This is a genomic window from Mesorhizobium sp. M1D.F.Ca.ET.231.01.1.1 (assembly GCF_003999155.2).
Taxonomy (GTDB): Bacteria; Pseudomonadota; Alphaproteobacteria; order Rhizobiales; family Rhizobiaceae; genus Mesorhizobium.
The window spans coordinates 433276-454319 of sequence record NZ_RZOZ02000002.1; the positions used below are offsets into that span (position 1 = coordinate 433276).

The following is a 21044-nucleotide window of genomic DNA, read 5'->3' on the forward strand; positions in this document are numbered from 1 at the left end:
GCAGCGCCTGTAACAAAAGCCTATGTTTGCGCGAATACAGGCTGCAAACCAACAACGAGCCGCCAAGGCCGAGGAGATTTCATGGACACCCACGCCTACCCCGTCACCCGCACCGATGCCGAGTGGCGCGCCCGGCTGACGCCGGAGCAATATGCCGTCATGCGCAACCACGGCACCGAGCGCCCCGGAAGCTGCGCCCTGCTTTACGAGAAGCGCGCCGGCACTTTCTTCTGCGTCGGCTGCGACCAACCGCTGTTCGAATCCAAGCTGAAGTTCGAGAGCGGCACCGGCTGGCCGAGCTTCAACGATCCGGTCCCCGGCTCGATCGAGACCACCGTCGACCGCAGCTACGGCATGGTGCGGACCGAGTGCCATTGCTCGCGCTGCGGCAGCCATCTCGGCCATGTCTTCGAGGACGGCCCGCCGCCGACCGGCCTGCGCTACTGCATCAACGGCGTGGCGCTGCAGTTCGAGCCGTCGGCCTGAACGGCCACAACGCACACTGGAGAGCGCGGCTTCGGCCGCCCTTTTTGTTTTGCGGACGGTCCCTCAGGCGACAACCGTCGCGATCAGCCAGAGCGCCGAGCCCAGCATCATCAGCGAGGCCTTGGCGCCGCCCGCCTTCTCCGCCGTTCGCCAGACGGCAAGGGCGAGGAAGATGTTGTAGGGAACGGGGAGGAAGTGCACCGTCAGCACCAGCCAGAGCGGCAGCTTCAGCCCGAGCAGCGTCAGCGCCAGCCCCGACGAGGCGATGTTGATCGCCGTCCCGGCGAGCAGCATGTCGCGCCAGAACAGCCGGTCGAGCGGTGCTTCACCTTGCCAGCGCATGCGGAAGAAGTCCGCCGCCCCGCGATCGATTTTCGCTGGTTGGGGGGCCGCGGGTTCAGGCTTGTCCATCAATCGAGCCTCATTGAGCCGAACGAAAGTTTCAAACCCATCGACGAACCTCGATGTCGCAGAATCCGACGCAGACGAAACAGAAGCTGGCCGCCATAACATGTATCATCACGGATCTGTGACCCCCACATCGTATTCTGTCATTTGCACCAGCAAACACAGAGAGGTTCGAAAATGAGCGGTCAAGTCTACAACGTCCTCTTTCTCTGTAACGCCAACTCGGCCCGCTCGATCATGGGCGAGGCCATTCTCAATCGGCTCGGCGCCGGCCGTTTCAAGGCCTATTCAGCCGGCGCCAACCCCAGGGGCACGGTCAACCAATACACGCTTCAACTGCTGGAGAGCCTGAATTACGACACCTCCTTCGCCCGCTCCAAGAGCTGGGACGAGTTTTCCGGACCAAACGCGCCCGAGATGAACTTCATCTTCACCGTCTGCGACAACGCCGCGAACGAAAGCTGTCCGATCTGGCCCGGTCATCCGATGACGGCGCTTTGGGCGGTGCCGGATCCGGCCAGGGCCGGTGGAAGGGACGCCGAGCAGCATCTGGCCTTCGCCGAGGCTTTCCGCATGATGAGCAACCGCATCGGCCTGTTCACGAACCTGCCGATACATTCGCTCGATCAGATGGCGCTGCAGCAGCATCTCGAAGAGATTGGCCGCAACCAGTCGCAAACTGGCTGAAACGAGCGCCCACCTGTAAAGGCGCTGAGCTTCTATGGCCTGTCTTCGTCGCCCAGCACGGCGAGAACAGCCTGCTCGAAGCGCGAACATTCGGTCACCAGCCAGTCGGCCATGGCCGGCCAGTTGTCCTCGGCGAAACAGTTGACCCGCCACTGCGAATTGATGCCGAGGTTTTGCGCGCTCTGCTCCGGCCTGAGCTTCAGCCGCGCCTCGATCGCCGGCTGGAACGGCTTCAGCCGTGACCAGACACCGGTCGCGCCAAGCTTCTCATTGCGGCCGAAGAAGACGCCGACCACGTTCTCGCTGGGCGCGACATACATGGAAAGCACCAGGGCGAACTCCGGCATTCCACGCTGCCAGAACCAGGGCCCGCGCCTCGCCAGCCGGGCCCTTTCTTCCGGATGCCGCTCGGCGAACAGCGCCCAGAAGCCGCGATGGCGGAACTCCGAGGCGCGCCGGCCGCCGAAGTCGAACTCACTCATGGCCGGTCTCCGGCCATGAGGCTCAGACCATGCCGAGCGCGGCCTTGTAGAGATCGAGGATCGACTCCTCCTCCTGGCGCTCGGCCTGGTCCTTCTTGCGCAGCCGGATGATGGTGCGGATCGCCTTGGTGTCGAAGCCGGTGCCTTTGGCCTCGCCATAGACATCCTTGATGTCGTCGGAAATCGTCTTCTTCTCTTCCTCGAGCCGCTCGATGCGCTCGATGATGGCGCGCAGCTGGCCGGCGGCTACAGTCTGGCTGGTCTCGGTGATCTCATCGGCCATTTTTCTCTCCGCGTTTTCTTGCGCCGCGGCGATTCCCGCCCGGCAAAATTGGAGCGGGTTCGATGCCCGAGCAGGCGCGGCGGGTCAAGACATTATCGATGCGGCATGAAGGGTTGCGGCACCTGAGGTGTGCTGAGATTCAGGTCAGGCCGAGTCGAAAACGGTGGCTTCCGAGAACCGGATGCTTCGGCCGGCGAAGGCCGGAAGCGCAGGAAGCCTGCGTTTGCAGGCCGGCCTCACCTGAATATCAGTGCGCCTCAGCCGAAAGCGATCAGCAGATCCTTGGCATCGATCTGGTCCCCGGCCTTGACCAGCACTTCGGCGACCACGCCGTCGCGCTCGGCGTGCAGCGCCGTCTCCATCTTCATTGCCTCGATCGAGAGCAGCACGTCGCCCGCCTTGACCGCCTGGCCGGCTGCGACGGCAAGCGCCGACACCACGCCAGGCATCGGCGCGCCGATATGCGCCTCGTTGCCGGGTTCCGCCTTGCGCCGTGCCTTGGCGGCCGAGGCGCCGTGGGCCCGGTCCGGCACCTTCACGCGGCGCGGCTGGCCGTTGAGCTCGAAGAAGACGGTGACCATGCCCTTTTCGTCGACATCGCCGAACGCCTGGCAACGCACGACGAGCGTCTTGCCCTTCTCGATGTCGACGAAGATCTCGTCTTCCGACTTCATGCCGTAGAAATAGGTCGGCGTCGGCAGCACGCTGACCGGGCCGTAGGTTTCCTGCGCGGCGGCAAAGTCGGTGAAGACCTTCGGATACATCAGCCAGGAGGCGAATTCGAACTCGCTGAGCTTGCGCTCGAGCTTCTCCTCGATCTCCTTGCGGCTGGCCTTGAGGTTCGCCGGCTTGAGCAGCGAGCCCGGCCTGACCGTGATCGGCTTTTCGCCCTTCAGCGCCTTCTTCTGCAGCGCCTGCGGCCAGCCGCCGGGCGACTGTCCGAGATCGCCGCGCAGCATCGAGACGACCGAATCCGGGAAGGCGATGTCCTTGGCCGGGTTCTCGACATCGGCGACGGTGAGGTCCTGGCTCACCATCATCAGCGCCATGTCGCCGACCACTTTCGAGGACGGCGTCACCTTGACGATGTCGCCGAACATCAGGTTGACGTCATGATAGGCCTGCGCCACCTCGTGCCAGCGGGTTTCGAGGCCGAGCGAGCGCGCCTGCTCCTTGAGATTGGTGAACTGGCCGCCCGGCATCTCATGCAGATAGACCTCCGAGGCCGGCCCCTTGAGGTCGCTTTCGAAGGCGGCGTACTGGTTGCGGACGGCTTCCCAGTAGAAGGAGACGTGGCGGATCCACTGTGGGTCGAGGCGCGGGTCGCGCTCCGTGCCCCTGAGCGCCTCGACAATCGAGCCGAGGCAAGGCTGAGAGGTATTGCCGGAAAAGGAATCCATCGCCGCGTCGATGGCGTCGACGCCGGTTTCGACCGCCGCCAGCACCGTCGCCGCCGACAGGCCGGACGTGTCGTGCGTGTGGAAATGGATCGGCAGGTCGGTCTCTTCGCGCAGCGCCTTGAACAGCACCCGGGCCGCCGACGGCTTCAACAGGCCCGCCATGTCTTTGACGGCGATGATATGCGCGCCGGCCGCTTCCAGTTCCTTTGCCAGCCCGACATAGTATTTGAGGTCGTACTTGGCGCGCACCGGATCGAGAATGTCGCCGGTATAGCACATGGCCGCTTCGATCAGCTTGCCCTCGGCGCCCACCGCATCCATGGCAACGCGCATGTTCTCGACCCAGTTCAGGCAGTCGAAGACGCGGAACAGGTCGACGCCGCCGGCGGCTGCCTGTTTGACGAAATGCTGCACGACATTGTCCGGATAGTTGGTGTAGCCGACGCCGTTGGCGCCGCGCAAAAGCATCTGCAGCAGAAGGTTGGGGGCGGCTTCGCGCACCCGTGACAGCCTCTCCCACGGGTCCTCGGTGAGGAAGCGCATGGCGACGTCGAAGGTGGCGCCGCCCCAGCATTCCAGCGACAACAGCTGCGGCAGCGCCCGCGCATAGGTACCGGCGATGCCGGCGATGTCATAGGTGCGCATGCGGGTGGCGAGCAGCGACTGGTGGCCGTCCCGCATCGTCGTGTCGGTGACCAGCACCTGGGGCTGCTCGCGCATCCATGCCGCGAACTTCTGCGGCCCGAGCGCGTCGAACCTTTGCTTGCTGCCGTCCGGCACCTTGCCGTTGAGATAGGGCACGACAGGCGCCGACGCATCGGCCTTCGGCATCGGCCGTCCGCGCGTCTCCGGATGGCCGTTGACGCTGACATCGGCCAGGTAGTTGAGCAGCTTGGTGGCGCGGTCCTGCCGCTTCACCTGCTGGAACAGTTCCGGCGTCGTGTCGATGAACTTGGTGGTGTAGGAATTGTCGGCGAAGCTCGGGTGATTGATGATCGCTTCGAGGAAGGTGAGGTTGGTCGCCACGCCGCGGATGCGGAACTCCCGCAGCGCCCGGTTCATGCGCGCGATCGTCTCGGCCGGCGTCGGCGCCCAGGCCGTCACCTTTTCCAGCAGCGGATCGTAGAAGCGGGTGATGACCGCGCCCGAATAGGCGGTGCCGCCGTCGAGCCGGATGCCGAAGCCGGTGGCGCCGCGATAGGCGGTGATGCGGCCATAGTCCGGGATGAAATTGTGCTCCGGATCTTCGGTGGTGATGCGGCACTGCAGCGCGTGGCCGTTGAGCTTGATGTCCTTTTGCGCCGGGACGCCCGATTCCGGCGTGCCGATGGCGAAGCCGTCGAGGATGTGGATCTGCGCCTTCACGATGTCGATGCCGGTCACCATTTCAGTGACCGTGTGCTCGACCTGGATGCGCGGATTGACCTCGATGAAGTAGAACTTGCCGGTGTCGGCGTCCTGCAGGAACTCGACCGTGCCGGCGCCGATATAGCTGGTCTCGCGCGCGATCTTCAGCGCATAGCCGCAGAGTTCCTCGCGCAGGACCTCGCTGAGGTAGGGCGCCGGCGCGCGTTCGACGACCTTCTGGTTGCGGCGCTGGATCGAGCAGTCGCGCTCGAACAGATGCACGGCGTTGCCATAGGTGTCGCCGAGCACCTGCACCTCGACATGGCGGGCGCGCTCGATAAGCTTTTCGAGATAGACCTCGTCCTTGCCGAAGGCGGCCTTCGCCTCGCGCTTGCCTTCCATGACCTCGCGCGCGAGGTCGGCCTCCGAGCGGATGGCGCGCATGCCGCGGCCGCCGCCGCCCCATGAGGCCTTCAGCATCACCGGATAGCCGATTTGCGCGGCGAGCTTCTTCACCTCTTCCATGTCGTCGGGCAGCGGATCGGTGGCGGGCACAACCGGCACGCCGACCTCGATCGCCAGGTTGCGCGCGGCGACCTTGTTGCCGAGCCGGCGCATCGTCTCCGGCTTCGGCCCGATGAAGGTGATGCCGGCGGCCGCACATGCCTCGGCGAATTCCGGGCTCTCCGACAAAAGGCCGTAGCCGGGGTGAATGGCGTCGGCGCCCGACAGCCGGGCGACGCGGATCACTTCTTCGATCGAAAGGTAGCTCTCGATCGGCCCCATGTCCTTGGCCAGATGCGGCCCGCGCCCGACCTGGTAGCTTTCGTCGGCCTTGAAGCGATGCAGCGAATATTTGTCCTCTTCCGCCCAGATCGCCACGGTTTTGAGCCCCAGCTCGTTGGCCGCGCGAAAGACGCGGATGGCGATTTCGGACCGGTTGGCGACGAGGATCTTCGTGATTGCCAAGGACTGGGCTCCAGCAGCGGAAGGTGAGATGAACGGGGCAATGATTAACGTGAAAATGCTGCAGCGCAAACAAAATAGCGCGACACCTAAAACGATTTAAATCCTCTGTTTGCGCCAGGGCTGCCGCTGCCGTTCCCCCAAAGCGGTTCAGGGACGATTTGCGGGTTGTCCTCAATGCGGGACGACGCCGCCGACCGGGACGACGGCACCGTCAACAAAAAATGCCCGGCGCTGAGCGCCGGGCATCCGAAAAGTCGGCTTGTGTTTGCCGGCTTATTTCTCGAAGTAGCTGTACTTGCCGTCCTCGCCCTTCTTCCACTCGTAGACGACATAGTCCGGACGGGTGATGTCGCCCTTGGAGTCGTAGCCGATCTCGCCGATGGCCGTCTTCCACGGACCGCCCGACTTGATCGTGTCGGCGACCTTCTGAGCGTCATCGGCCGAGCCGACCTTTGCGATGGCCTGGGTGATGATCTGGATGGCGGCATAGGAATAGAGCGTATAGGCTTCCGGCTCGAAGCCGGCAGCGCGGAACTTCTCCACCACTTCCTTGGCGGCCGGATTCTTGCGCGGATCCGGAGCGAAGGTGTTGAGCGTGCCGGCAACGGCGTCGCCGGCGATCGAGGCCAGTTCGTTGGAGACGATGCCGTCGCCCGAGAACAGCGGCGCCTTCAGGCCCTGGTCGGCCGACTGGCGGATGATCAGGCCGGCTTCGGTGTGCAGGCCGCCCCAGTAGATCAGGGTGACGCCGTTTTCCTTCATCTTGGCGATGAGGGCGGAGAAGTCCTTGTCGCCGACATTCACGCCTTCATACATCACTTCCTTGGTGCCGTTGGCGTTCAGGTTCTTCTTGGTCTCGTCGGCGAGGCCCTGGCCGTAAGGCGTCTTGTCGTGGATGATGGCGATCTTGGCGTCCTTGAAGTTCTTGGCGATATAGTCGCCGGCCACCTTGCCCTGCTGGTCGTCGCGACCGCAGGTACGGAAGGTGTTCCACAGGCCGCGCTCGGTGAGCTTCGGATTGGTCGCAGCCGGCGTCATGACGAGGATGCCGTTTTCAGCATAGACTTCCGACGCGGGAATGGTCACGCCCGAGTTGAAGTGGCCGTCGACGAACTTGACGCCATCGGCGACGAACTTGTTGGCGACCGAGATGCCCTGCTTGGGATCGGAGACGTCGTCACCGATCTCGAGCTTGAGCTGCTGGCCATTGATGCCGCCCGCCGCGTTGATGTCGGCGACCGCCTGTTCCGCGCCCTTCTGCAGCTGCGCGCCGAAGGCGGCGTTCGGGCCCGTGATCGGACCGGCGACGCCGATCAGGATATCGGCCCACGCGTTGCCGCTGAACGCGATGAACGCGGTCAGCGCCACGGCGGACAAAAGTGATTTTTTCATTGAAACGCTCCCATTTACGGAGTGGGCGTGGATGATACTTTCATGCGATGCCCACCCTTATCGCAGAAAGCGTAGAATGCCGATTTTCAGGCACTTGTCACGCCGATTCATCCCTGAAACGACGTTAATCATGAACTTCAGCCCTTGGGCTTCCAGCTCAATAAGGAAGCTCTTTCGTAGAGCCAATTATACTGTGTGACCATCTGGTTGGTGCGTGTGTATTGATAGCCGAGGAAGCCGAATAACATCAGCACGATGGTATCCACGATGTAATAATGCAGCGAGAACATCGTGCCTCCGAACAGGGCATGATGGATGAACCTTACCCCGATGCCGAGGCCAAGCATGTAAATGAACAGGCGGACGTGGGTGCCCCAGGTCTGGGCCACAGCTTTGCCGGTCATCCATGCCGCCCCGCCGCCGAGCAGGCCCGTGACGAACAAGAAGTGCCAGATCGAGGCTTCTTCGTAGAGAACGCCTTGCATGATTTGATGTCTCCCGACCGTAGAGCAATTCCAGGAAAAGTGTGAAACGGTTTTCCGGAATTGCATCAAAACTGCCCCTAGTGATGCCCGCCTTCGAGATATGCGGCGCGCACTTCCGGATTGGCGAGCAGCTCCTTGCCGGTGCCGCTCATCGTCACATTGCCGTTGACCATGACGTAGCCGCGATTGGCGAGCTTAAGCGCGCCGAAGGCGTTCTGCTCGACCAGGAACACGGTCAGCCCCTGCGACCTGTTGAGCTCGCGGATGGCGTCGAAGATCTGCTTGACGATCAGCGGCGCCAAGCCAAGCGACGGCTCGTCGAGTAGGAGCAGCTTCGGCCTCCCCATCAGCGCGCGCCCGATGGACAGCATCTGCTGCTCGCCGCCCGACAGCGTGCCGCCGCGCTGGTTGATGCGCTCCTTCAGCCGCGGGAACAGTGCAAAGACTTTCTCGGCATCCTCGTCAAAATGCTTGAGGTTGTCGATGCTGGCGCCCATCTGCAGGTTTTCCATCACCGTCATGCGCGGGAAGATGCGGCGCCCTTCCGGCGACTGGGCGATGCGCAGGCGCGCGATCTCGTGTGTCGGCAACTGGGTGATGTCGGTGCCGGCGAAGGTGATGGTGCCCGCGCTAGCGCGCGGCGCGCCGAAGATGGTCATCATCAGCGTCGACTTGCCGGCACCGTTGGCGCCGATCAGCGCCACGATCTCACCCTGGTTGACGCTGACGTCGACGCCGTTCAGCGCCCGGATGTTGCCGTAGTAGGTCTGCACGCCCTTGATATCGAGCAGCGATGTGCCGGCCATTATTTACGCCCTCCGCGCGGCTTAGCTGTCGAGGATTTCGCAGCCGGCTTGGCCGGCGAGGTGGACTTTTTGGCCGAGGGCTTCGGCTTCACTGCGGGCTGTCCGGATTGCGAGGCCGGCTTGCTTCTTGTCGAGTTCGCGCGCGCGTCGACCTGAGCCGCTTTCGAGGCCCCCTTCGACACCGTGACCCGCTCGCCTTCGTCCGCGTGTTCGACGGTATCGGAAACCGGCCCCGCCATCATCGAGGCCGAGCTTCCAGGGCCGTGCGCGGCATCGGGACCGGTATCCAGCTGCTCGATGACGGCCTCGTCGCCGACTTCGGTCAGCACCTCTTCCACCTCCTCGTCGTCGACGCCGAGATAGGCGGCGATCACGCGCGGGTCGGTCCTGACCGATTGCGGATTGCCGTCGGAGATCTTGCGACCATATTCGAGCACGACGACATGGTCGGAGATCTGCATCACCACCGACATGTCGTGCTCGATCAGCAGGATCGACGTGCTGTTCTTGATGTCCATCAAGAGTTCATTGAGCGCCGCCGACTCTCTCGGATTGAGGCCGGCGGCCGGCTCGTCGAGGCAGAGCAGCTCGGGGCCGGTGCACATGGCGCGCGCGATCTCCAGCCGGCGCTGCGCGCCATAGGGCAGGTCGCCCGCCGGATCGTCGGCGCGGTCGACGAGGTCGGCCTTTTCCAGCCAATGCCTGGCAAGCTCGATCGATTCGGCGGAAGCCTGTCGATAGCTCGGAAAGCCGAACAGGCCGAGGAAGGTGTAGCCCGAGGCCTTCATCAGCTTGTTATGCTGCGCAACCAAAAGGTTCTCGAGCAGCGTCATGCCCGAGAACAGCCGAATGTTCTGGAAGGTGCGCGCCACGTTGGCGCGCGCCGGGATCTCGTGGTTGGGCAGGCGCTCGAGCAGAAAGGTCGAGCCGTCGCGCTTGTTGAGCGTGATCATGCCTTCCGTCGGCTTGTAGAAGCCGGTGATGCAGTTGAACACCGTCGTCTTGCCGGCGCCGTTCGGCCCGATCAGCGCGGTGATCTCGCCGCGCCTGGCCTGGAAGGACAGGTCGCCGATGGCGACCAGGCCGCCGAATTTCATCGACAGATGCTCGACCTGGAGGATGAAATCGCTCGTGGAAGCTTGCACGTTCATCAGCCGTGGCCCTCCTTGGTGAAGGAGCCTGAGACCGCTCTTCGCTCCTTGAGGAAGGCTGTCGGCTCGCGACTGCCGACGAAGCCGCGCGGCTTCCACAGCATGACGATGACCATGGCCATGCCGAACAGCAGCATGCGGTAGAGTTCCGGCGTGAAGTCAGGACCGAACACGGCCTTGAGGAAGCCGAGCTCGCGCAGGATCTCGGTGCCGCCGATCATCACCAGCGCCGCCACCGCAATGCCGCCGAGCGAGCCCATGCCCCCCAGCACGACGATGGCGAGGATGATCGCCGATTCCAGGAAGACGAAGGATTCGGGGCTGACGAAGCCTTGCCGGGCGGCGAAGAACGAGCCGGCGAAGCCGCCGAACATGGCGCCGGTGGCGAAGGCCGTGAGCTTGGTGGTGGTGGTGTTGATGCCGAGTGAGCGGCAGGCGATCTCGTCCTCGCGCAATGCTTCCCAGGCGCGGCCCACCGGCAGGCGGCGAAGCCTGATGGTGACGAAGGCGGTGATGAAGCAGAGGCCCAGGATGAGGTAGTACAGGAAGATTTTATAATAGGCGCCCGACTGGGCGATGTGCAGCACCTTGGCTATGTAGTTAGGGTCCGAGACGTTGAACGACATCAGGCCGAAGAACGACACTTTCGGAATGCCGGAAACGCCGGCCGAGCCGTTGGTCACCTCGCGCCAGTTGATGATGACCAGCCTTATGATCTCCCCGAAGGCCAACGTCACGATCGCCAGGTAGTCGCCGCGCAGTCTCAGCACCGGGAAGCCGAGCATGACGCCCCAGAACGCGGCCATCATGCCAGCGGCCGGCAGCAGGATCCAGAACGACAGGCCGAAATGCGTGCCGAGTAGCGCGTAGGCATAGGCGCCGACGGCATAGAAGGCGACGTAACCGAGGTCGAGCAAGCCTGCCAGCCCGACGACGATGTTGAGGCCCCAGGCCAGCATCACATAGATCAGGATCTGGATGCCGAAATTGTCGACCCATTTCAGCGAGCCCTGGAAGCCGAATGCCAGGACCATCACGACTGGATAGGCGATCAGCACCGTGACGCCAATCCTGTTGAAGTTGCGCCGCACAAAGCCCGGTTCGGCCGCGACGGCGGCCGGCGCCTTGGCCTTTTCCGCCTTGGCCCGCTCCATCGCCGGCTGCGCGTAGCCGACATAGAGGAAGCGGCCGACGGCGGTGGCAATGACCACCAGGGCAAGCAGGCCCCAGCGTTGCACCAAGATCAATTCGTTGCTGATGTTCTGGTCGGTCCTGAGGCCGATGAACAGCACGAACAGGCCGAGCGCGATGGCGCCGGCGTAGAGCGCTTCGCGGAATGCGCGTTGGATGGGAGGGACGACGACGTCGCGCTCCGGAGACACGGTAACGGCCATGAGGATCAGACCTTTTCGACTTCAGGCCGGCCCAGGATGCCGGAGGGCAGGAAGATGAGCACGATCGCCAGGATCGAGAAGGCTGCGACGTCCTTGTAGTCGATCGAGAAATAGGCCGACCACATGCTCTCGATGAAGCCGATCAGGAGCCCGCCGAGCACCGCGCCCGGCAGCGAGCCGATGCCGCCGAGCACCGCCGCGGTAAACGCCTTCACACCCGGCACGAAGCCGTCCGAAAACACCACCACACCATAATACATCAGGAACAGCGTGCCCGCGACAGCGGCAAGTGCTGCGCCCATGATGAAGGTGATGGAGATAGTGCGGTCGACGTCGACGCCAAGCAGCGCCGCCATCTTGCGGTCCTGCTCGCAGGCGCGCTGCGCCCGCCCCAGCGCCGTCCTGTTGACGAGGTACCAGAAGATCGCCAGCAGCACGGCGGTGACCAAGACGATGATGATCTGCTTCAGCGAGACGCTGATGCCGTCGATGGTGTAGACTTGGCTGACCAGCGGCGGAATCGGCTTGTTGCGCGGCCCTTGCGTGACCTGCACGAAGTTGGACAGCGCGATCGACATGCCGATTGCGGTGATCAGCGGCGCCAGCCGGAACGAGCCGCGCAACGGCCGGTAGGCGACCTTCTCGATCGTCCAGTTGTAGAGGCTGGTAAGCAGCATGCCCACGATCATCATGATCAGGAGCGCCACCACCACCGGCACCGAGTAGAACATCGCGCCGAGGATGAGGAAGACGATGAGGGCCGTGAAGGCGCCGACCATGAAAATGTCGCCATGGGCGAAATTGATCATGCCGATGATGCCGTAGACCATCGTGTAGCCGATCGCGATCAGCCCGTAGATAGATCCCAGCGTCAGCCCGTTGATAAGCTGCTGGACGAAGTACTGCATATTTATGCGGCTCCCCTGGAATGTCGCCCGTTCCCCGGTCGCACTCCTTGTTCGTATTTCCCCTAGTCGTAAAGTTTCGAGCCCGGATTGCAACGTGATTTTTTCAATCGCCGAGCGTGGTTTGGACGCACGCCGCCCGATTGCCCGTTTTTTCGCACCCGGCCTCTGGACTATCGCGGACCCTATCATTGGCACAACGCAATGTCTTTGACGATTCAGCCGTATGATGCGCGCCGTTTCGAAGAAATCGCCGTCAAAATAAGTTGATGAGAAGATTCCTTGCGTCAACGGGAGCGCTCGATTTTGCCGTCCCACACATTCCGCTGGGTCAGGATTCTGCTCGGTGTGACGGTCATGTGACGGCGAGGCGACGCCGCGAATATTCGCCTCGCCAATGAAGCGTTTCACCCGGCCCGAAGTTTCAGTAAGCAGAGCTTCCTTCGCCGCTGAGAGTATGCCGTTCTGTGCCGTGGAGCGGCGGATTGAAGACGCTGACCAGCACCATGTCGCCGGCCGCATCGGCACGCAGATAGTGATCGTCATGGGCATCGAGAACGTAGATCGTGCCGGATTCGATGCGATGGACCGCGCCCGACATATCCTCGACTTCGCCGCTGCCGGAAATGCAGTAGCAGGCCTCCAGGTGCCGCCGGTACTGAAGCCGCGACTCGCTGCCCGCACGCACGACCGTATGACAGACTGTGAACCCCATGCCGTCCCGCCGGGTGAGCAGCCGGTGGCTCGTGCCGTTGCCCCAATCGACGAAGAAGTCAGTTTTTTCTACATCGGCCAATTGCCTGGTGAACATGGCATCTCTTTCTTGTGAGTTGCAGCGAGAGCGACAGCCTCTCGGATTGATGTGGTTTTTGCGGGTTCGATGCGTTAAGTTTTCGAAACCGGGTGAGGAAATGTCGTAAGCGGCCGGGAAATTCAAATGACCGATTTTCGCCCAACGCATTAGAAAAATTTACAGATGGACTATTTGCCGCTGAATGCCATTCGCGCCTTCGAAGCCGCCGCGCGCCATCTCAGCTTCTCAGCCGCCGGCGAGGAGTTGCACGTTACCCATCCAGCGATCAGCCATCAGATCAGGCGACTCGAAGAGTGGCTCGGCGTGCCCTTGTTCCACAGGGATGCCCGCAAGGTCCGCCTGACCGACGCCGGACTGGCTCTCCAGGCCTCGGCGAACGCGGCGCTCTCCGACCTCGCGGCTGCCTGCCGGCGTATCCGCAGGAACGCGGTTGTCGCGTCGATTTCGGTGGGCTGCATTCCATCCATTGCCAGTCGCTGGCTGGTTCCACGCCTGCCGGACTTTACCGCCCGCTACCCCGAGATTGCGATCCGCGTCGCCTATGCGAAAGCCGAGGACCGGCTCGAGGACGACGACAATGACATCCTGATCACGCTCGGCGCGGATCCGTCTCCAAGGGCCACCAGCCTGAAGCTCTTTTCCCGTGTCAGCCAGCCCGCCTGCAGCCCGCATTACCTGGCCCGCAAAGGCCGGTTTGGCACGCCGGCGGACATGGCCGCGGTGGACCTTTTGCATGATGAGACGCGGCAGGGCTGGCGCGAGTGGTTCTCGCAAGCCGGCATGGCCGGAGCCGATGTCGGCAACGGGCCTGTCTTTGCGGATTTCAACATATTGGCGACCGCCGTCATCGCCGGCCACGGCGTCGCCCTTTGCCCGATCGAGGTTTTCCGCGAGGAGTTGCGACGCGGCGATCTCGTTGTCGTCTCCGACATCGCGACCGACAAGGACAAAGGCTACTATCTCATCATGTCGGCGCATCCCTCGGCCGCCGAAATCACCTTTGCCGATTGGTTCCGCAGTCAGGTTTCGACGGACGGCGAAGCGGCCTGACGCCTCGATCGGGAGCGATCAGGTGACGATGAAGCCATGCGCGAACGGATCGCGGTCGTCGATGAAGATGGTGTTCAATCCGGTCATGCGCGCCCAGCCGCCGATCGAGGGGATGATAGCCGGCGTGCCGGCCACGCTGACCTCCTTTTCGACCCTGCCCTTGAACAGCGAGCCGATGATCGATTCATGGACGAAGCTGTCGCCCGCTTTCAGTTTGCCCTTGGCGTGGAGCTGCGCCATGCGCGCCGAGGTGCCGGTGCCGCAAGGGCTGCGGTCGATCGCCTTGTCGCCGTAGAAGACGGCGTTGCGCGCATCGGCCTCGGCATCTTTCGGCTTGCCGGTCCACAGCATGTGCGACAGCCGATTGATGCCGGGGTTCTCCGGATGGACGAATGAGTATTTCTCGTTGAGGCGCTGGCGCACCACCGGACTCCAGGCGATGAGGTCGCCGGCCGAATGGTCGGCCATGTCGCGATAGTTCTTTTGCGGCTCGACGATGGCGTAGAAATTGCCGCCATAGGCGACGTCGACGCCGATCTCGCCGAGCACCGGGCACTCCACCGTCAGCCCTTCGGCGTAGAGGAAGGACGGCACGTTGGTGATGCGCACTTCCTCGACATAGTCGCCGACCTGTTTGTATTCGGCGACGACCAAACCGGCCGGCGTGTCGAGCCTCAGCACGCCCGGCGTCTTCGGTTTCACCAGCCCATGCTCGATCGCAAAAGTCACCGTGCCGATCGTGCCGTGGCCGCACATCGGCAGGCAGCCCGAGGTCTCGATGAACAGGATCGCGATATCGCAGTCCTCGCGCGTTGGCGGATAGAGGATCGAGCCCGACATCACGTCGTGGCCGCGCGGCTCGAACATCAGGCCGGTGCGGATCCAGTCGTACTCGGCGAGGAAATGCGCGCGCCGCTCCATCATCGTGGAGCCCTCAAGCAGCGGCCCGCCGCCGGCGACCAGCCGCACCGGATTGCCGCAGGTGTGGCCGTCGATGCAGAAGAAGGATTTCTTGGCCATGATGCTTCCTAGAGCAATTTCAGCAAAAGTGTGCGATTAAGTTCGGCGCCTTCGCCGTAACGTTCCGTCCGGAATTGCGTCAAAACGAAAAGACTTTCAGAACCGTTGCGCACGGAAAGGGTTGAGATCGAGCGGCGGAGTCTGCCCGAGAACGAGATCACGGATCAAGCGGCCGGTCGACGCCGCCTGGGTCAGGCCGAGGTGGCCGTGGCCGAAAGCGTAGAAGACGTTCGGCGTCCGAGCCCGACCGATGACCGGCAGCGAATCCGGCAGCGAGGGGCGAAAACCCATCCACTCGCGGCCGCCCGACGAATCGAGCCCCGGCAGGAAGCGCCTGGCCTTTTCCAGCATCGCCTTCGAGCGCTGGAAATTCGGCGGCCGCTCGATGCCGCCGAGCTCGACGGCGCCGCCGACGCGCAGGCCCGTTTCCAGCGGCGTGATGACGAAGCCGTGCCCGGAAAAGATCAACTGCCGCTTCACGTCGAAGGCCGACACCGGCAGCGTCGTGTTGTAGCCGCGCTCGGTCTCGAGCGGGATGCGGTCGCCGAGGTCTTTGGCCAAGAGATGCGACCACGCGCCGGCCGCGACGACGAGTTGCTTCGCCTTTCGGGCCGTGCCGTCGGCAAGCACGATCGTGGCGCCGTCCGTTCCGGCCGCGATGCGCTCGACCCGCGCGGGCTCGAAACGGGCGCCGAGCGTCTGCGCATAGGCAAAGACCGCCTTGCCGAGCAGCTTCGGATCGGCGACCGTCTTCCAGCTCGGCACGAAGGTGCCCTTGACGAAGCGCGGCGCGAGGCCCGGCTGCAAGCCGGCCATCTCCTCGCCCTCGACATGGCGGAAGCCGATGCCGAAGCGCTCGCGCGCCGCCCAGCCGGGCAGCGCGGCGCGGAACTCGGCCTCGCTTTCGTAGAGTTCCAGCGAGCCGTCCTCGCGCAGCATCGGTCTGGTGCCGGAGCGGTCGAGCAGGCCCATCCATTCGGCTTCGGCGAGCCTCATCATGCCGGCCTGCGCCGCGAGGCTGGCCTCGTAGTGCCTGGCGGCGCCCGCGCGCCAGAACCGGATCAGCCAGGGCAGGAGCTTGGGCAGATAGGCTGGCGGAATGGCCAAGGGACCGAGCGGATCGGTGAGCCATTTCGGCAACTGCCTGATCATCCCCTTATGCGCCAGCGGCAGCACGTCGGAGAAGGCGAAGGCGGCGGCGTTGCCGGAGCTCGTCTCCTCGCAGATGCCGGTGCGGTCGAAAACGGCGACGCTGCGCCCGGCCTCGGCGAGCAAGGCGGCGGCGCAGATACCGATGATACCGCCGCCGATGATGGCGACGACCTCTCCATCTCCCCGCTCACGGGGAGAAGGAGCCCCGGCGGCGGGTCGGCGCCCCTTTCCCGGGGATTTGGAATTTCCTTGCACGTCAGTGCTGCGCCCTTTATTCGGCCGCCACCATCTTCTCCGCCGGTCGTGGAGTATTCTGGAACGCCGGCAGCTTCGGCCGCACCGCCAGCGCATCCCGGACGATCTTCTCCACCGCCTTGCGGCGTTCGCCCGACAGCGGCTGGCGCGGCATGCGAACGCGGTCATTGGTATCGATCGCCAGCACTTCGGCAAGCTTGATGTTTTGGACCAGATAGGTCGAGACATCGAGGTCGAGCAGCGGCCGGAACCAGCGGTAGATTGCCAGCGCCTCCTCGCGGCGGCCTTGCTTCATCAGTTGGTAGATGGCGACCGTCTCGCGCGGGAAGGCGGTGACTAGGCCGGCCACCCAGCCGATGGCGCCGACCGAGAGCGCCTCGAAGGCGAGGTTGTCGACGCCGGTGAAGAGGTCGTAACGGTCGCCAAGGCGGTTGATGATCTCGGTCGAGCGGCGGATGTCGTCGGACGATTCCTTGATGGCGACGAAGCGCTTGTCCGACGCCAGCTCCTCCATCAGGTCGACGGTGACGTCGACGCGATAGGCGAGCCGGTTGGAGTAGATCATGACCGGCAGGTCGCCGGCTTCGGCGACGGCGCGCAGCGCTGCCACCGTCTCTCGGCGGTCGGTGTGGTAGATCGGGCTCGGCACCACCATCAGACCATTGGCGCCTTCCCTGGCGGCGCGGCGCGCGATGCTTGCTGCCTCGCGCGTGCCCGGCTCGTTGACGGTCAAAAGCACCGGCTTGCCTGCGGCGACTTTCTGCGCCGTCTTCAGCACCTCGATCTTCTCGTCAGGCGACAGCATCGGCCCCTCGCCGAGCGAGCCGCAGACGATGATGCCGTCGCAGCCGGCCTCCATCTGCAAGCCATAGCAGCGCTCCATCTCGGCGTGGTCGAGGCGGTCGTCGGCGGTGAATTTGGTCGTGACTGCTGGGAAAACTCCGGCCCACATGACAATCTCTCCTCTGATATATCAGACGTATATCTATTAAGAACTGGCCTGTCAACGCTGAATCCGTTATGATATATGAAAAATATATCAGGAGCCTGCCCATTGATATTCTCGCTGATATCCGTTGAGACGAACGCGACCTTCGAGCCTGCGGCGACCAAGGCCTATCGAGCGCTGGAGCACATGATCGTCACGCTTGAGCTGGCGCCTTCGAGCTTCGTCACCGAGGGCGCGCTGATCGAGCGGCTGGGCCTCGGGCGCACGCCCGTGCGCGAGGCGATCCAGAGGCTCGCCTGGGAAGGGCTTCTCGACATAAGACCCCGCGCGGGCATCGCGGTCGCGCCGCTTCACGCCGGCGACTGGCTGCGCGTCATCGACGCCAGGCGCGGCGTCGAGGTCGTGCTTGCCCGCTCCGCCGCCCGCTTCGTCACCCGCGAGGCGGCCGACCTGTTCCACGAGGCGGCGCTCGCCATGCAGAAGGCGGTGATCTCGGGCAACGTGCTTGCCTTCATCCAAGCCGACAAGCAGCTCGACGAAGCGCTGGCGATCGCCGCCGATAATCCGTTCGCGGCGCGCGTGGCGGCGCCCCTGCAGACGCACAGCCGTCGCTTCTGGTTCCGCTACAAGGCCGACACCGGCCTGGCCGAATCGGCCGAGCACCATGTCGCGCTGATCCGCTCGATCCTCGACGGCGACGAGGAATCCGCCGCCAAGGACGCCAAGAAGCTGATGGCGCTGCTGCGCGGCCACGCCGAGATGGCGGCAACGCGCTGAGCGGAGCGGTCCTTCGCCGCACCGCTCCGGTTGGCTATTTGCGCAATTCAGCCGCCCGGCTGCCGGACCGCGGTGGCCAGCGTGTCTTCCCATCCGTCCCCGGCCGCCAGGATGCAGGCCTGGCCCTTGACGTCGGTCATCAGGATGGTCCAGGTCCCTTTGGCCGAGACGAACACCTCGAAGATGGCGGCTTCTCCGGCCACGCCATAGCCGAGCCGCTTCTCCTCGAACGCCTCTGCCAGTCTTGAGACCAGATAGTCATGGCCGCCGCAGATGACTTGCGCCCGCGCAGGCAGTGCCGGCAACGCCGCCATGGCGCCGACGACCGCCAGCTTGATCCATCGAAACGAAAATATGCGTGCCATGGGGCACCTCCTTCGCCTTCGCATTCCGGCAAGGGAGGCACATGCGGCCGCCTCAGTGTGCCGGAACGTTCCAGGCCGGATTCGACGTCTTCATCACGTCACTCCTTCTGGTTTCCGGTCTGTCGCAGGGAGACTATGACTCCCTGGATTCGATATGGTGAGCCCCCGCCCCGTAAACAAGCAGGCGCAGTGGAGAGCGCCTGGCCGCCGCAACCCGGCCGTGCAGGCACCCGGCAGCGAGCGTTCAGGCACCTGGCATGGCGGCCGCGATCGTAGGACTGTCCCAGCCCTCGCCGACGGACAGGATGCAGCTTTGCCCTTTGGTGTCGGAGGCAAGGACGGTCCAGCTGCCCTGGTCGGAGACGAAAATCTCGAGCACGACATTGGGATTGATCAGCCCGCGCCCGGCTACGCTTTCATGGAACTTGTCGCCGAGCGCCTTGACGACGTCGGAGCGTGGCGCGCATTGCGCGGCCGCGTTGGCCTGCGCTATGCCGTAAATCGCAGCCGCCGCAAGGGTAATCGCCGCCATAAGAAATCGTGTCATCCGACACCTCCTCGCGCCAGACGAGAACCCCGGCTGCCACCGGCGCTGTTTGATTGGCCTGCACATGATGGCAGGAATACAGCCTAAGGCGGATGATGGTCTGTTGGTTCCATCACAGAGCAGTTGAATTATTAGAATGTGCGGATGCTCTCCCAACGCGCCGTGTCGAAAATCATGTACCTGACGTTGCAATGCGACCAAAAAAGAAAGCGCGGCTCGCGCCGCGCTCCCTCAGTGCTAGCTCTCAGATCGTCGTCCGGTCAGCTCATCGTCGGGATGACGAACTCGGCACCGTTTGATGCCTGCCGCGCGCCCGCAGCCGCAGGCGGGGACGCGCAACCGAGAAACCGTCCGGTCAGTTCATCGTCGGGATGACGAATTCGGCGCCGTCCTTGATGCCGGACGGCCAGCGCGAGGTGACCGTCTTGGTCTTGGTATAGAAGCGGAACGCGTCCGGGCCGTGCTGGTTGAGATCGCCGAAGGACGACGCCTTCCAGCCGCCGAAGGTGTAGTAGGCGATCGGCACCGGGATCGGCACGTTGACGCCGACCATGCCGACCTGGACGCGCGAGGCGAAGTCGCGCGCGGCGTCGCCGTCGCGGGTGAAGATGGCGACGCCATTGCCCATCTCATGGTCGTTGGCGAGCTTGATCGCATCGTCGTAGCGCGGCGCGCGCACCACCGACAGCACCGGCCCGAAGATCTCTTCCTTGTAGATGCGCATGTCGGCCGTCACATTGTCGAACAGGCAGCCGCCCATATAGTAGCCGTTCTCGTAGCCCTGCATCTTGAAGCCGCGGCCGTCGACGACCAGCTTGGCGCCTTCCTGGACGCCGATGTCGACATAGCCCTTGACGCGCTCCAGTGCCTGCGCCGTCACCAGCGGGCCGAAATCGGCCGAGGAGTCGGTCGAGGGACCGACCTTCAGGCTTTCGACGCGCGGCACCAGCTTTTCCATCAGCCGGTTGGCGGTGTCGTTGCCGACCGGGACCGCCACCGAGATCGCCATGCAGCGCTCGCCGGCCGAGCCGTAGCCGGCGCCGATCAGCGCATCGACCGTCTGGTCCATGTCGGCATCGGGCATGATGATCATGTGGTTCTTGGCGCCGCCGAAGCACTGAACGCGCTTACCCGAGGCGGTGCCGCGCGAGTAGATGTAGTGGGCGATCGGCGTCGAGCCGACAAAGCCGATGGCCTTGATGTCCGGATCGTCGAGGATGGCGTCGACCACTTCCTTGTCGCCGTTGACGACGTTCAGCACGCCTTCCGGCAGGCCGGCCTCGATAAACAGCTCCGCAATGCGGATCGGCACGCCCGGGTCGCGCTCCGACGGCTTCAGGATGAAGGCGTTGCCGCAGGCGATCGCCGGCGCGATCTTCCACAGCGGGATCATCGCCGGGAAGTTGAACGGCGTGATGCCGGCGACGACGCCGAGCGGCTGGCGCATCGAGTAGACGTCGATGCCGGGGCCGGCGCCGTCGGTGAACTCGCCCTTCATCATGTGCGGCGCGCCGATGCAGACCTCGACGACCTCGAGGCCGCGCTGGATGTCGCCGCGCGCGTCCGCGAGCGTCTTGCCGTGCTCGCGCGCCAGGATATCGGCCAGCTCTTCATAGTCGCGCTGGACCAGCTCAAGAAACTTCATCAGCACGCGCACGCGGCGCTGCGGGTTGGTGGCCGCCCACTTCGGCTGCGCCGCCTTGGCGTTTTCGACCGCGGCGCGCAGTTCGGCCTGCGAAGCCAGCGCCACCGTACCGCGCACGGAGCCGTCCATCGGCTGCATCACGTCCTGCTTGCGCCCGCTGGTGCCGGCGACACGCTTGCCGCCGATGAAATGACCGTACTCGATCATGGTTTCTCTCCCTGTTTTGGTGATGGCGCATTGTCCGCCTTTGCGACGGCGAAGGCAACGCGAGCGGA

Annotated in this window: 21 protein-coding genes; 4 read left to right on the top strand and 17 right to left on the bottom strand. The window is 64.0% G+C overall.

The annotated features are described in order from the left end of the window. Positions 1 to 81 precede the first annotated feature (81 nt). Complete coding sequence (msrB, locus tag EN874_RS08540) at positions 82 to 486, top strand: peptide-methionine (R)-S-oxide reductase MsrB (protein ID WP_127428636.1); 405 nt, start codon at positions 82 to 84, stop codon at positions 484 to 486. Positions 487 to 549: 63 nt separating this feature from the next. Here the strand turns inward: msrB and EN874_RS08545 are convergent, their stop codons facing one another. Then, complete coding sequence (locus tag EN874_RS08545) at positions 550 to 897, bottom strand: hypothetical protein (RefSeq protein ID WP_128261468.1); 348 nt, start codon at positions 895 to 897, stop codon at positions 550 to 552. A 174-nt stretch (positions 898 to 1071) separates the two neighbouring features. Here EN874_RS08545 and EN874_RS08550 point away from each other — a divergent pair, with 174 nt between their 5' ends. Next, on the top strand, positions 1072 to 1581 hold the full coding sequence (locus tag EN874_RS08550; RefSeq protein WP_127427569.1) for an arsenate reductase ArsC: 510 nt from the start codon (positions 1072 to 1074) through the stop codon (positions 1579 to 1581). Between the two features lie 32 nt (positions 1582 to 1613). On the opposite strand, the gene EN874_RS08555 is transcribed toward EN874_RS08550, so the two are convergent. From EN874_RS08555 to EN874_RS08600, 10 genes are all read right to left on the bottom strand, one after another. Further along, a complete protein-coding gene (locus EN874_RS08555) occupies positions 1614 to 2063 on the bottom strand; it encodes a hypothetical protein (protein ID WP_127427568.1) in 450 nt (149 codons plus the stop codon). A gap of 22 nt (positions 2064 to 2085) precedes the next feature. Then, on the bottom strand, positions 2086 to 2346 hold the full coding sequence (locus EN874_RS08560; protein ID WP_095804728.1) for a DUF2312 domain-containing protein: 261 nt from the start codon (positions 2344 to 2346) through the stop codon (positions 2086 to 2088). A 257-nt stretch (positions 2347 to 2603) separates the two neighbouring features. Beyond that, positions 2604 to 6062 carry a pyruvate carboxylase gene (pyc, locus tag EN874_RS08565; RefSeq protein ID WP_127427567.1) on the bottom strand — a complete coding sequence of 1153 codons (3459 nt, stop codon included), beginning with the start codon at positions 6060 to 6062 and terminating at the stop codon, positions 2604 to 2606. 273 nt (positions 6063 to 6335) lie between these two features. Beyond that, the gene (locus EN874_RS08570) at positions 6336 to 7454 is read right to left on the bottom strand and encodes a branched-chain amino acid ABC transporter substrate-binding protein (protein ID WP_127427566.1); all 1119 of its coding nucleotides are present in this window, start codon (positions 7452 to 7454) and stop codon (positions 6336 to 6338) included. A 137-nt stretch (positions 7455 to 7591) separates the two neighbouring features. Then, complete coding sequence (locus EN874_RS08575) at positions 7592 to 7939, bottom strand: DUF6867 family protein (RefSeq protein ID WP_126087075.1); 348 nt, start codon at positions 7937 to 7939, stop codon at positions 7592 to 7594. Between the two features lie 77 nt (positions 7940 to 8016). Next, entirely contained in the window at positions 8017 to 8745 is a 729-nt protein-coding gene (locus EN874_RS08580; protein ID WP_127427565.1) for an ABC transporter ATP-binding protein, read from the bottom strand. After that, the gene (locus tag EN874_RS08585) at positions 8745 to 9896 is read right to left on the bottom strand and encodes an ATP-binding cassette domain-containing protein (protein ID WP_127427564.1); all 1152 of its coding nucleotides are present in this window, start codon (positions 9894 to 9896) and stop codon (positions 8745 to 8747) included. Before EN874_RS08585 ends, EN874_RS08580 begins: the two co-directional genes overlap by 1 nt. Continuing rightward, positions 9896 to 11290: a high-affinity branched-chain amino acid ABC transporter permease LivM gene (livM, locus tag EN874_RS08590; protein WP_126087072.1), complete on the bottom strand. Its 1395-nt coding sequence runs from the start codon at positions 11288 to 11290 to the stop codon at positions 9896 to 9898. Before livM ends, EN874_RS08585 begins: the two co-directional genes overlap by 1 nt. A 5-nt stretch (positions 11291 to 11295) precedes the next feature. Then, positions 11296 to 12198: a branched-chain amino acid ABC transporter permease LivH gene (locus tag EN874_RS08595; protein ID WP_067001669.1), complete on the bottom strand. Its 903-nt coding sequence runs from the start codon at positions 12196 to 12198 to the stop codon at positions 11296 to 11298. 421 nt (positions 12199 to 12619) lie between these two features. Next, positions 12620 to 13006 (bottom strand): ectoine synthase, encoded by a 387-nt coding sequence (locus EN874_RS08600; RefSeq protein WP_127427563.1) that lies wholly within the window; start codon positions 13004 to 13006, stop codon positions 12620 to 12622. Positions 13007 to 13171: 165 nt separating this feature from the next. Between EN874_RS08600 and EN874_RS08605 the strand changes: the two genes are divergently transcribed. Beyond that, positions 13172 to 14059, top strand: a complete 888-nt coding sequence (locus EN874_RS08605; RefSeq protein WP_127427562.1) for a LysR substrate-binding domain-containing protein — start codon at positions 13172 to 13174, stop codon at positions 14057 to 14059. Between the two features lie 18 nt (positions 14060 to 14077). On the opposite strand, the gene EN874_RS08610 is transcribed toward EN874_RS08605, so the two are convergent. The 3 genes from EN874_RS08610 to EN874_RS08620 form a co-directional block, all read right to left on the bottom strand. Beyond that, positions 14078 to 15079 (bottom strand): 4-hydroxyproline epimerase, encoded by a 1002-nt coding sequence (locus EN874_RS08610; RefSeq protein ID WP_127427561.1) that lies wholly within the window; start codon positions 15077 to 15079, stop codon positions 14078 to 14080. 96 nt (positions 15080 to 15175) lie between these two features. Continuing rightward, on the bottom strand, positions 15176 to 16486 hold the full coding sequence (locus tag EN874_RS08615; protein ID WP_127427560.1) for an FAD-dependent oxidoreductase: 1311 nt from the start codon (positions 16484 to 16486) through the stop codon (positions 15176 to 15178). 16 nt (positions 16487 to 16502) lie between these two features. After that, complete coding sequence (locus EN874_RS08620; RefSeq protein WP_127427559.1) at positions 16503 to 17438, bottom strand: dihydrodipicolinate synthase family protein; 936 nt, start codon at positions 17436 to 17438, stop codon at positions 16503 to 16505. A gap of 114 nt (positions 17439 to 17552) precedes the next feature. Here EN874_RS08620 and EN874_RS08625 point away from each other — a divergent pair, with 114 nt between their 5' ends. Continuing rightward, positions 17553 to 18212, top strand: coding sequence for a GntR family transcriptional regulator (locus tag EN874_RS08625; protein ID WP_126089672.1), 660 nt, complete (start codon positions 17553 to 17555; stop codon positions 18210 to 18212). Between the two features lie 47 nt (positions 18213 to 18259). Here the strand turns inward: EN874_RS08625 and EN874_RS08630 are convergent, their stop codons facing one another. The 3 genes from EN874_RS08630 to EN874_RS08640 form a co-directional block, all read right to left on the bottom strand. Continuing rightward, complete coding sequence (locus EN874_RS08630; protein WP_127427558.1) at positions 18260 to 18577, bottom strand: hypothetical protein; 318 nt, start codon at positions 18575 to 18577, stop codon at positions 18260 to 18262. A gap of 244 nt (positions 18578 to 18821) precedes the next feature. Continuing rightward, positions 18822 to 19124: a hypothetical protein gene (locus EN874_RS08635; RefSeq protein WP_127427557.1), complete on the bottom strand. Its 303-nt coding sequence runs from the start codon at positions 19122 to 19124 to the stop codon at positions 18822 to 18824. A gap of 355 nt (positions 19125 to 19479) precedes the next feature. Next, positions 19480 to 20976: a CoA-acylating methylmalonate-semialdehyde dehydrogenase gene (locus EN874_RS08640; RefSeq protein ID WP_127427556.1), complete on the bottom strand. Its 1497-nt coding sequence runs from the start codon at positions 20974 to 20976 to the stop codon at positions 19480 to 19482. Positions 20977 to 21044 lie beyond the last annotated feature (68 nt).

Coding starts and splice junctions, on each gene's coding strand:
- EN874_RS08610 (WP_127427561.1), bottom strand. CDS start 15,079: ATGGCCAAGAAATCCTTCTTCTGCATCGACGGCCACACCTGCGGCAAT.
- EN874_RS08570 (WP_127427566.1), bottom strand. CDS start 7,454: ATGAAAAAATCACTTTTGTCCGCCGTGGCGCTGACCGCGTTCATCGCG.
- livM (WP_126087072.1), bottom strand. CDS start 11,290: ATGGCCGTTACCGTGTCTCCGGAGCGCGACGTCGTCGTCCCTCCCATC.
- EN874_RS08585 (WP_127427564.1), bottom strand. CDS start 9,896: ATGAACGTGCAAGCTTCCACGAGCGATTTCATCCTCCAGGTCGAGCAT.
- msrB (WP_127428636.1), top strand. CDS start 82: ATGGACACCCACGCCTACCCCGTCACCCGCACCGATGCCGAGTGGCGC.
- EN874_RS08635 (WP_127427557.1), bottom strand. CDS start 19,124: ATGACACGATTTCTTATGGCGGCGATTACCCTTGCGGCGGCTGCGATT.
- EN874_RS08640 (WP_127427556.1), bottom strand. CDS start 20,976: ATGATCGAGTACGGTCATTTCATCGGCGGCAAGCGTGTCGCCGGCACC.
- EN874_RS08600 (WP_127427563.1), bottom strand. CDS start 13,006: ATGTTCACCAGGCAATTGGCCGATGTAGAAAAAACTGACTTCTTCGTC.
- EN874_RS08545 (WP_128261468.1), bottom strand. CDS start 897: ATGGACAAGCCTGAACCCGCGGCCCCCCAACCAGCGAAAATCGATCGC.
- EN874_RS08555 (WP_127427568.1), bottom strand. CDS start 2,063: ATGAGTGAGTTCGACTTCGGCGGCCGGCGCGCCTCGGAGTTCCGCCAT.
- EN874_RS08620 (WP_127427559.1), bottom strand. CDS start 17,438: ATGTGGGCCGGAGTTTTCCCAGCAGTCACGACCAAATTCACCGCCGAC.
- EN874_RS08550 (WP_127427569.1), top strand. CDS start 1,072: ATGAGCGGTCAAGTCTACAACGTCCTCTTTCTCTGTAACGCCAACTCG.
- EN874_RS08575 (WP_126087075.1), bottom strand. CDS start 7,939: ATGCAAGGCGTTCTCTACGAAGAAGCCTCGATCTGGCACTTCTTGTTC.
- EN874_RS08560 (WP_095804728.1), bottom strand. CDS start 2,346: ATGGCCGATGAGATCACCGAGACCAGCCAGACTGTAGCCGCCGGCCAG.
- EN874_RS08605 (WP_127427562.1), top strand. CDS start 13,172: ATGGACTATTTGCCGCTGAATGCCATTCGCGCCTTCGAAGCCGCCGCG.
- EN874_RS08630 (WP_127427558.1), bottom strand. CDS start 18,577: ATGGCACGCATATTTTCGTTTCGATGGATCAAGCTGGCGGTCGTCGGC.
- EN874_RS08580 (WP_127427565.1), bottom strand. CDS start 8,745: ATGGCCGGCACATCGCTGCTCGATATCAAGGGCGTGCAGACCTACTAC.
- EN874_RS08595 (WP_067001669.1), bottom strand. CDS start 12,198: ATGCAGTACTTCGTCCAGCAGCTTATCAACGGGCTGACGCTGGGATCT.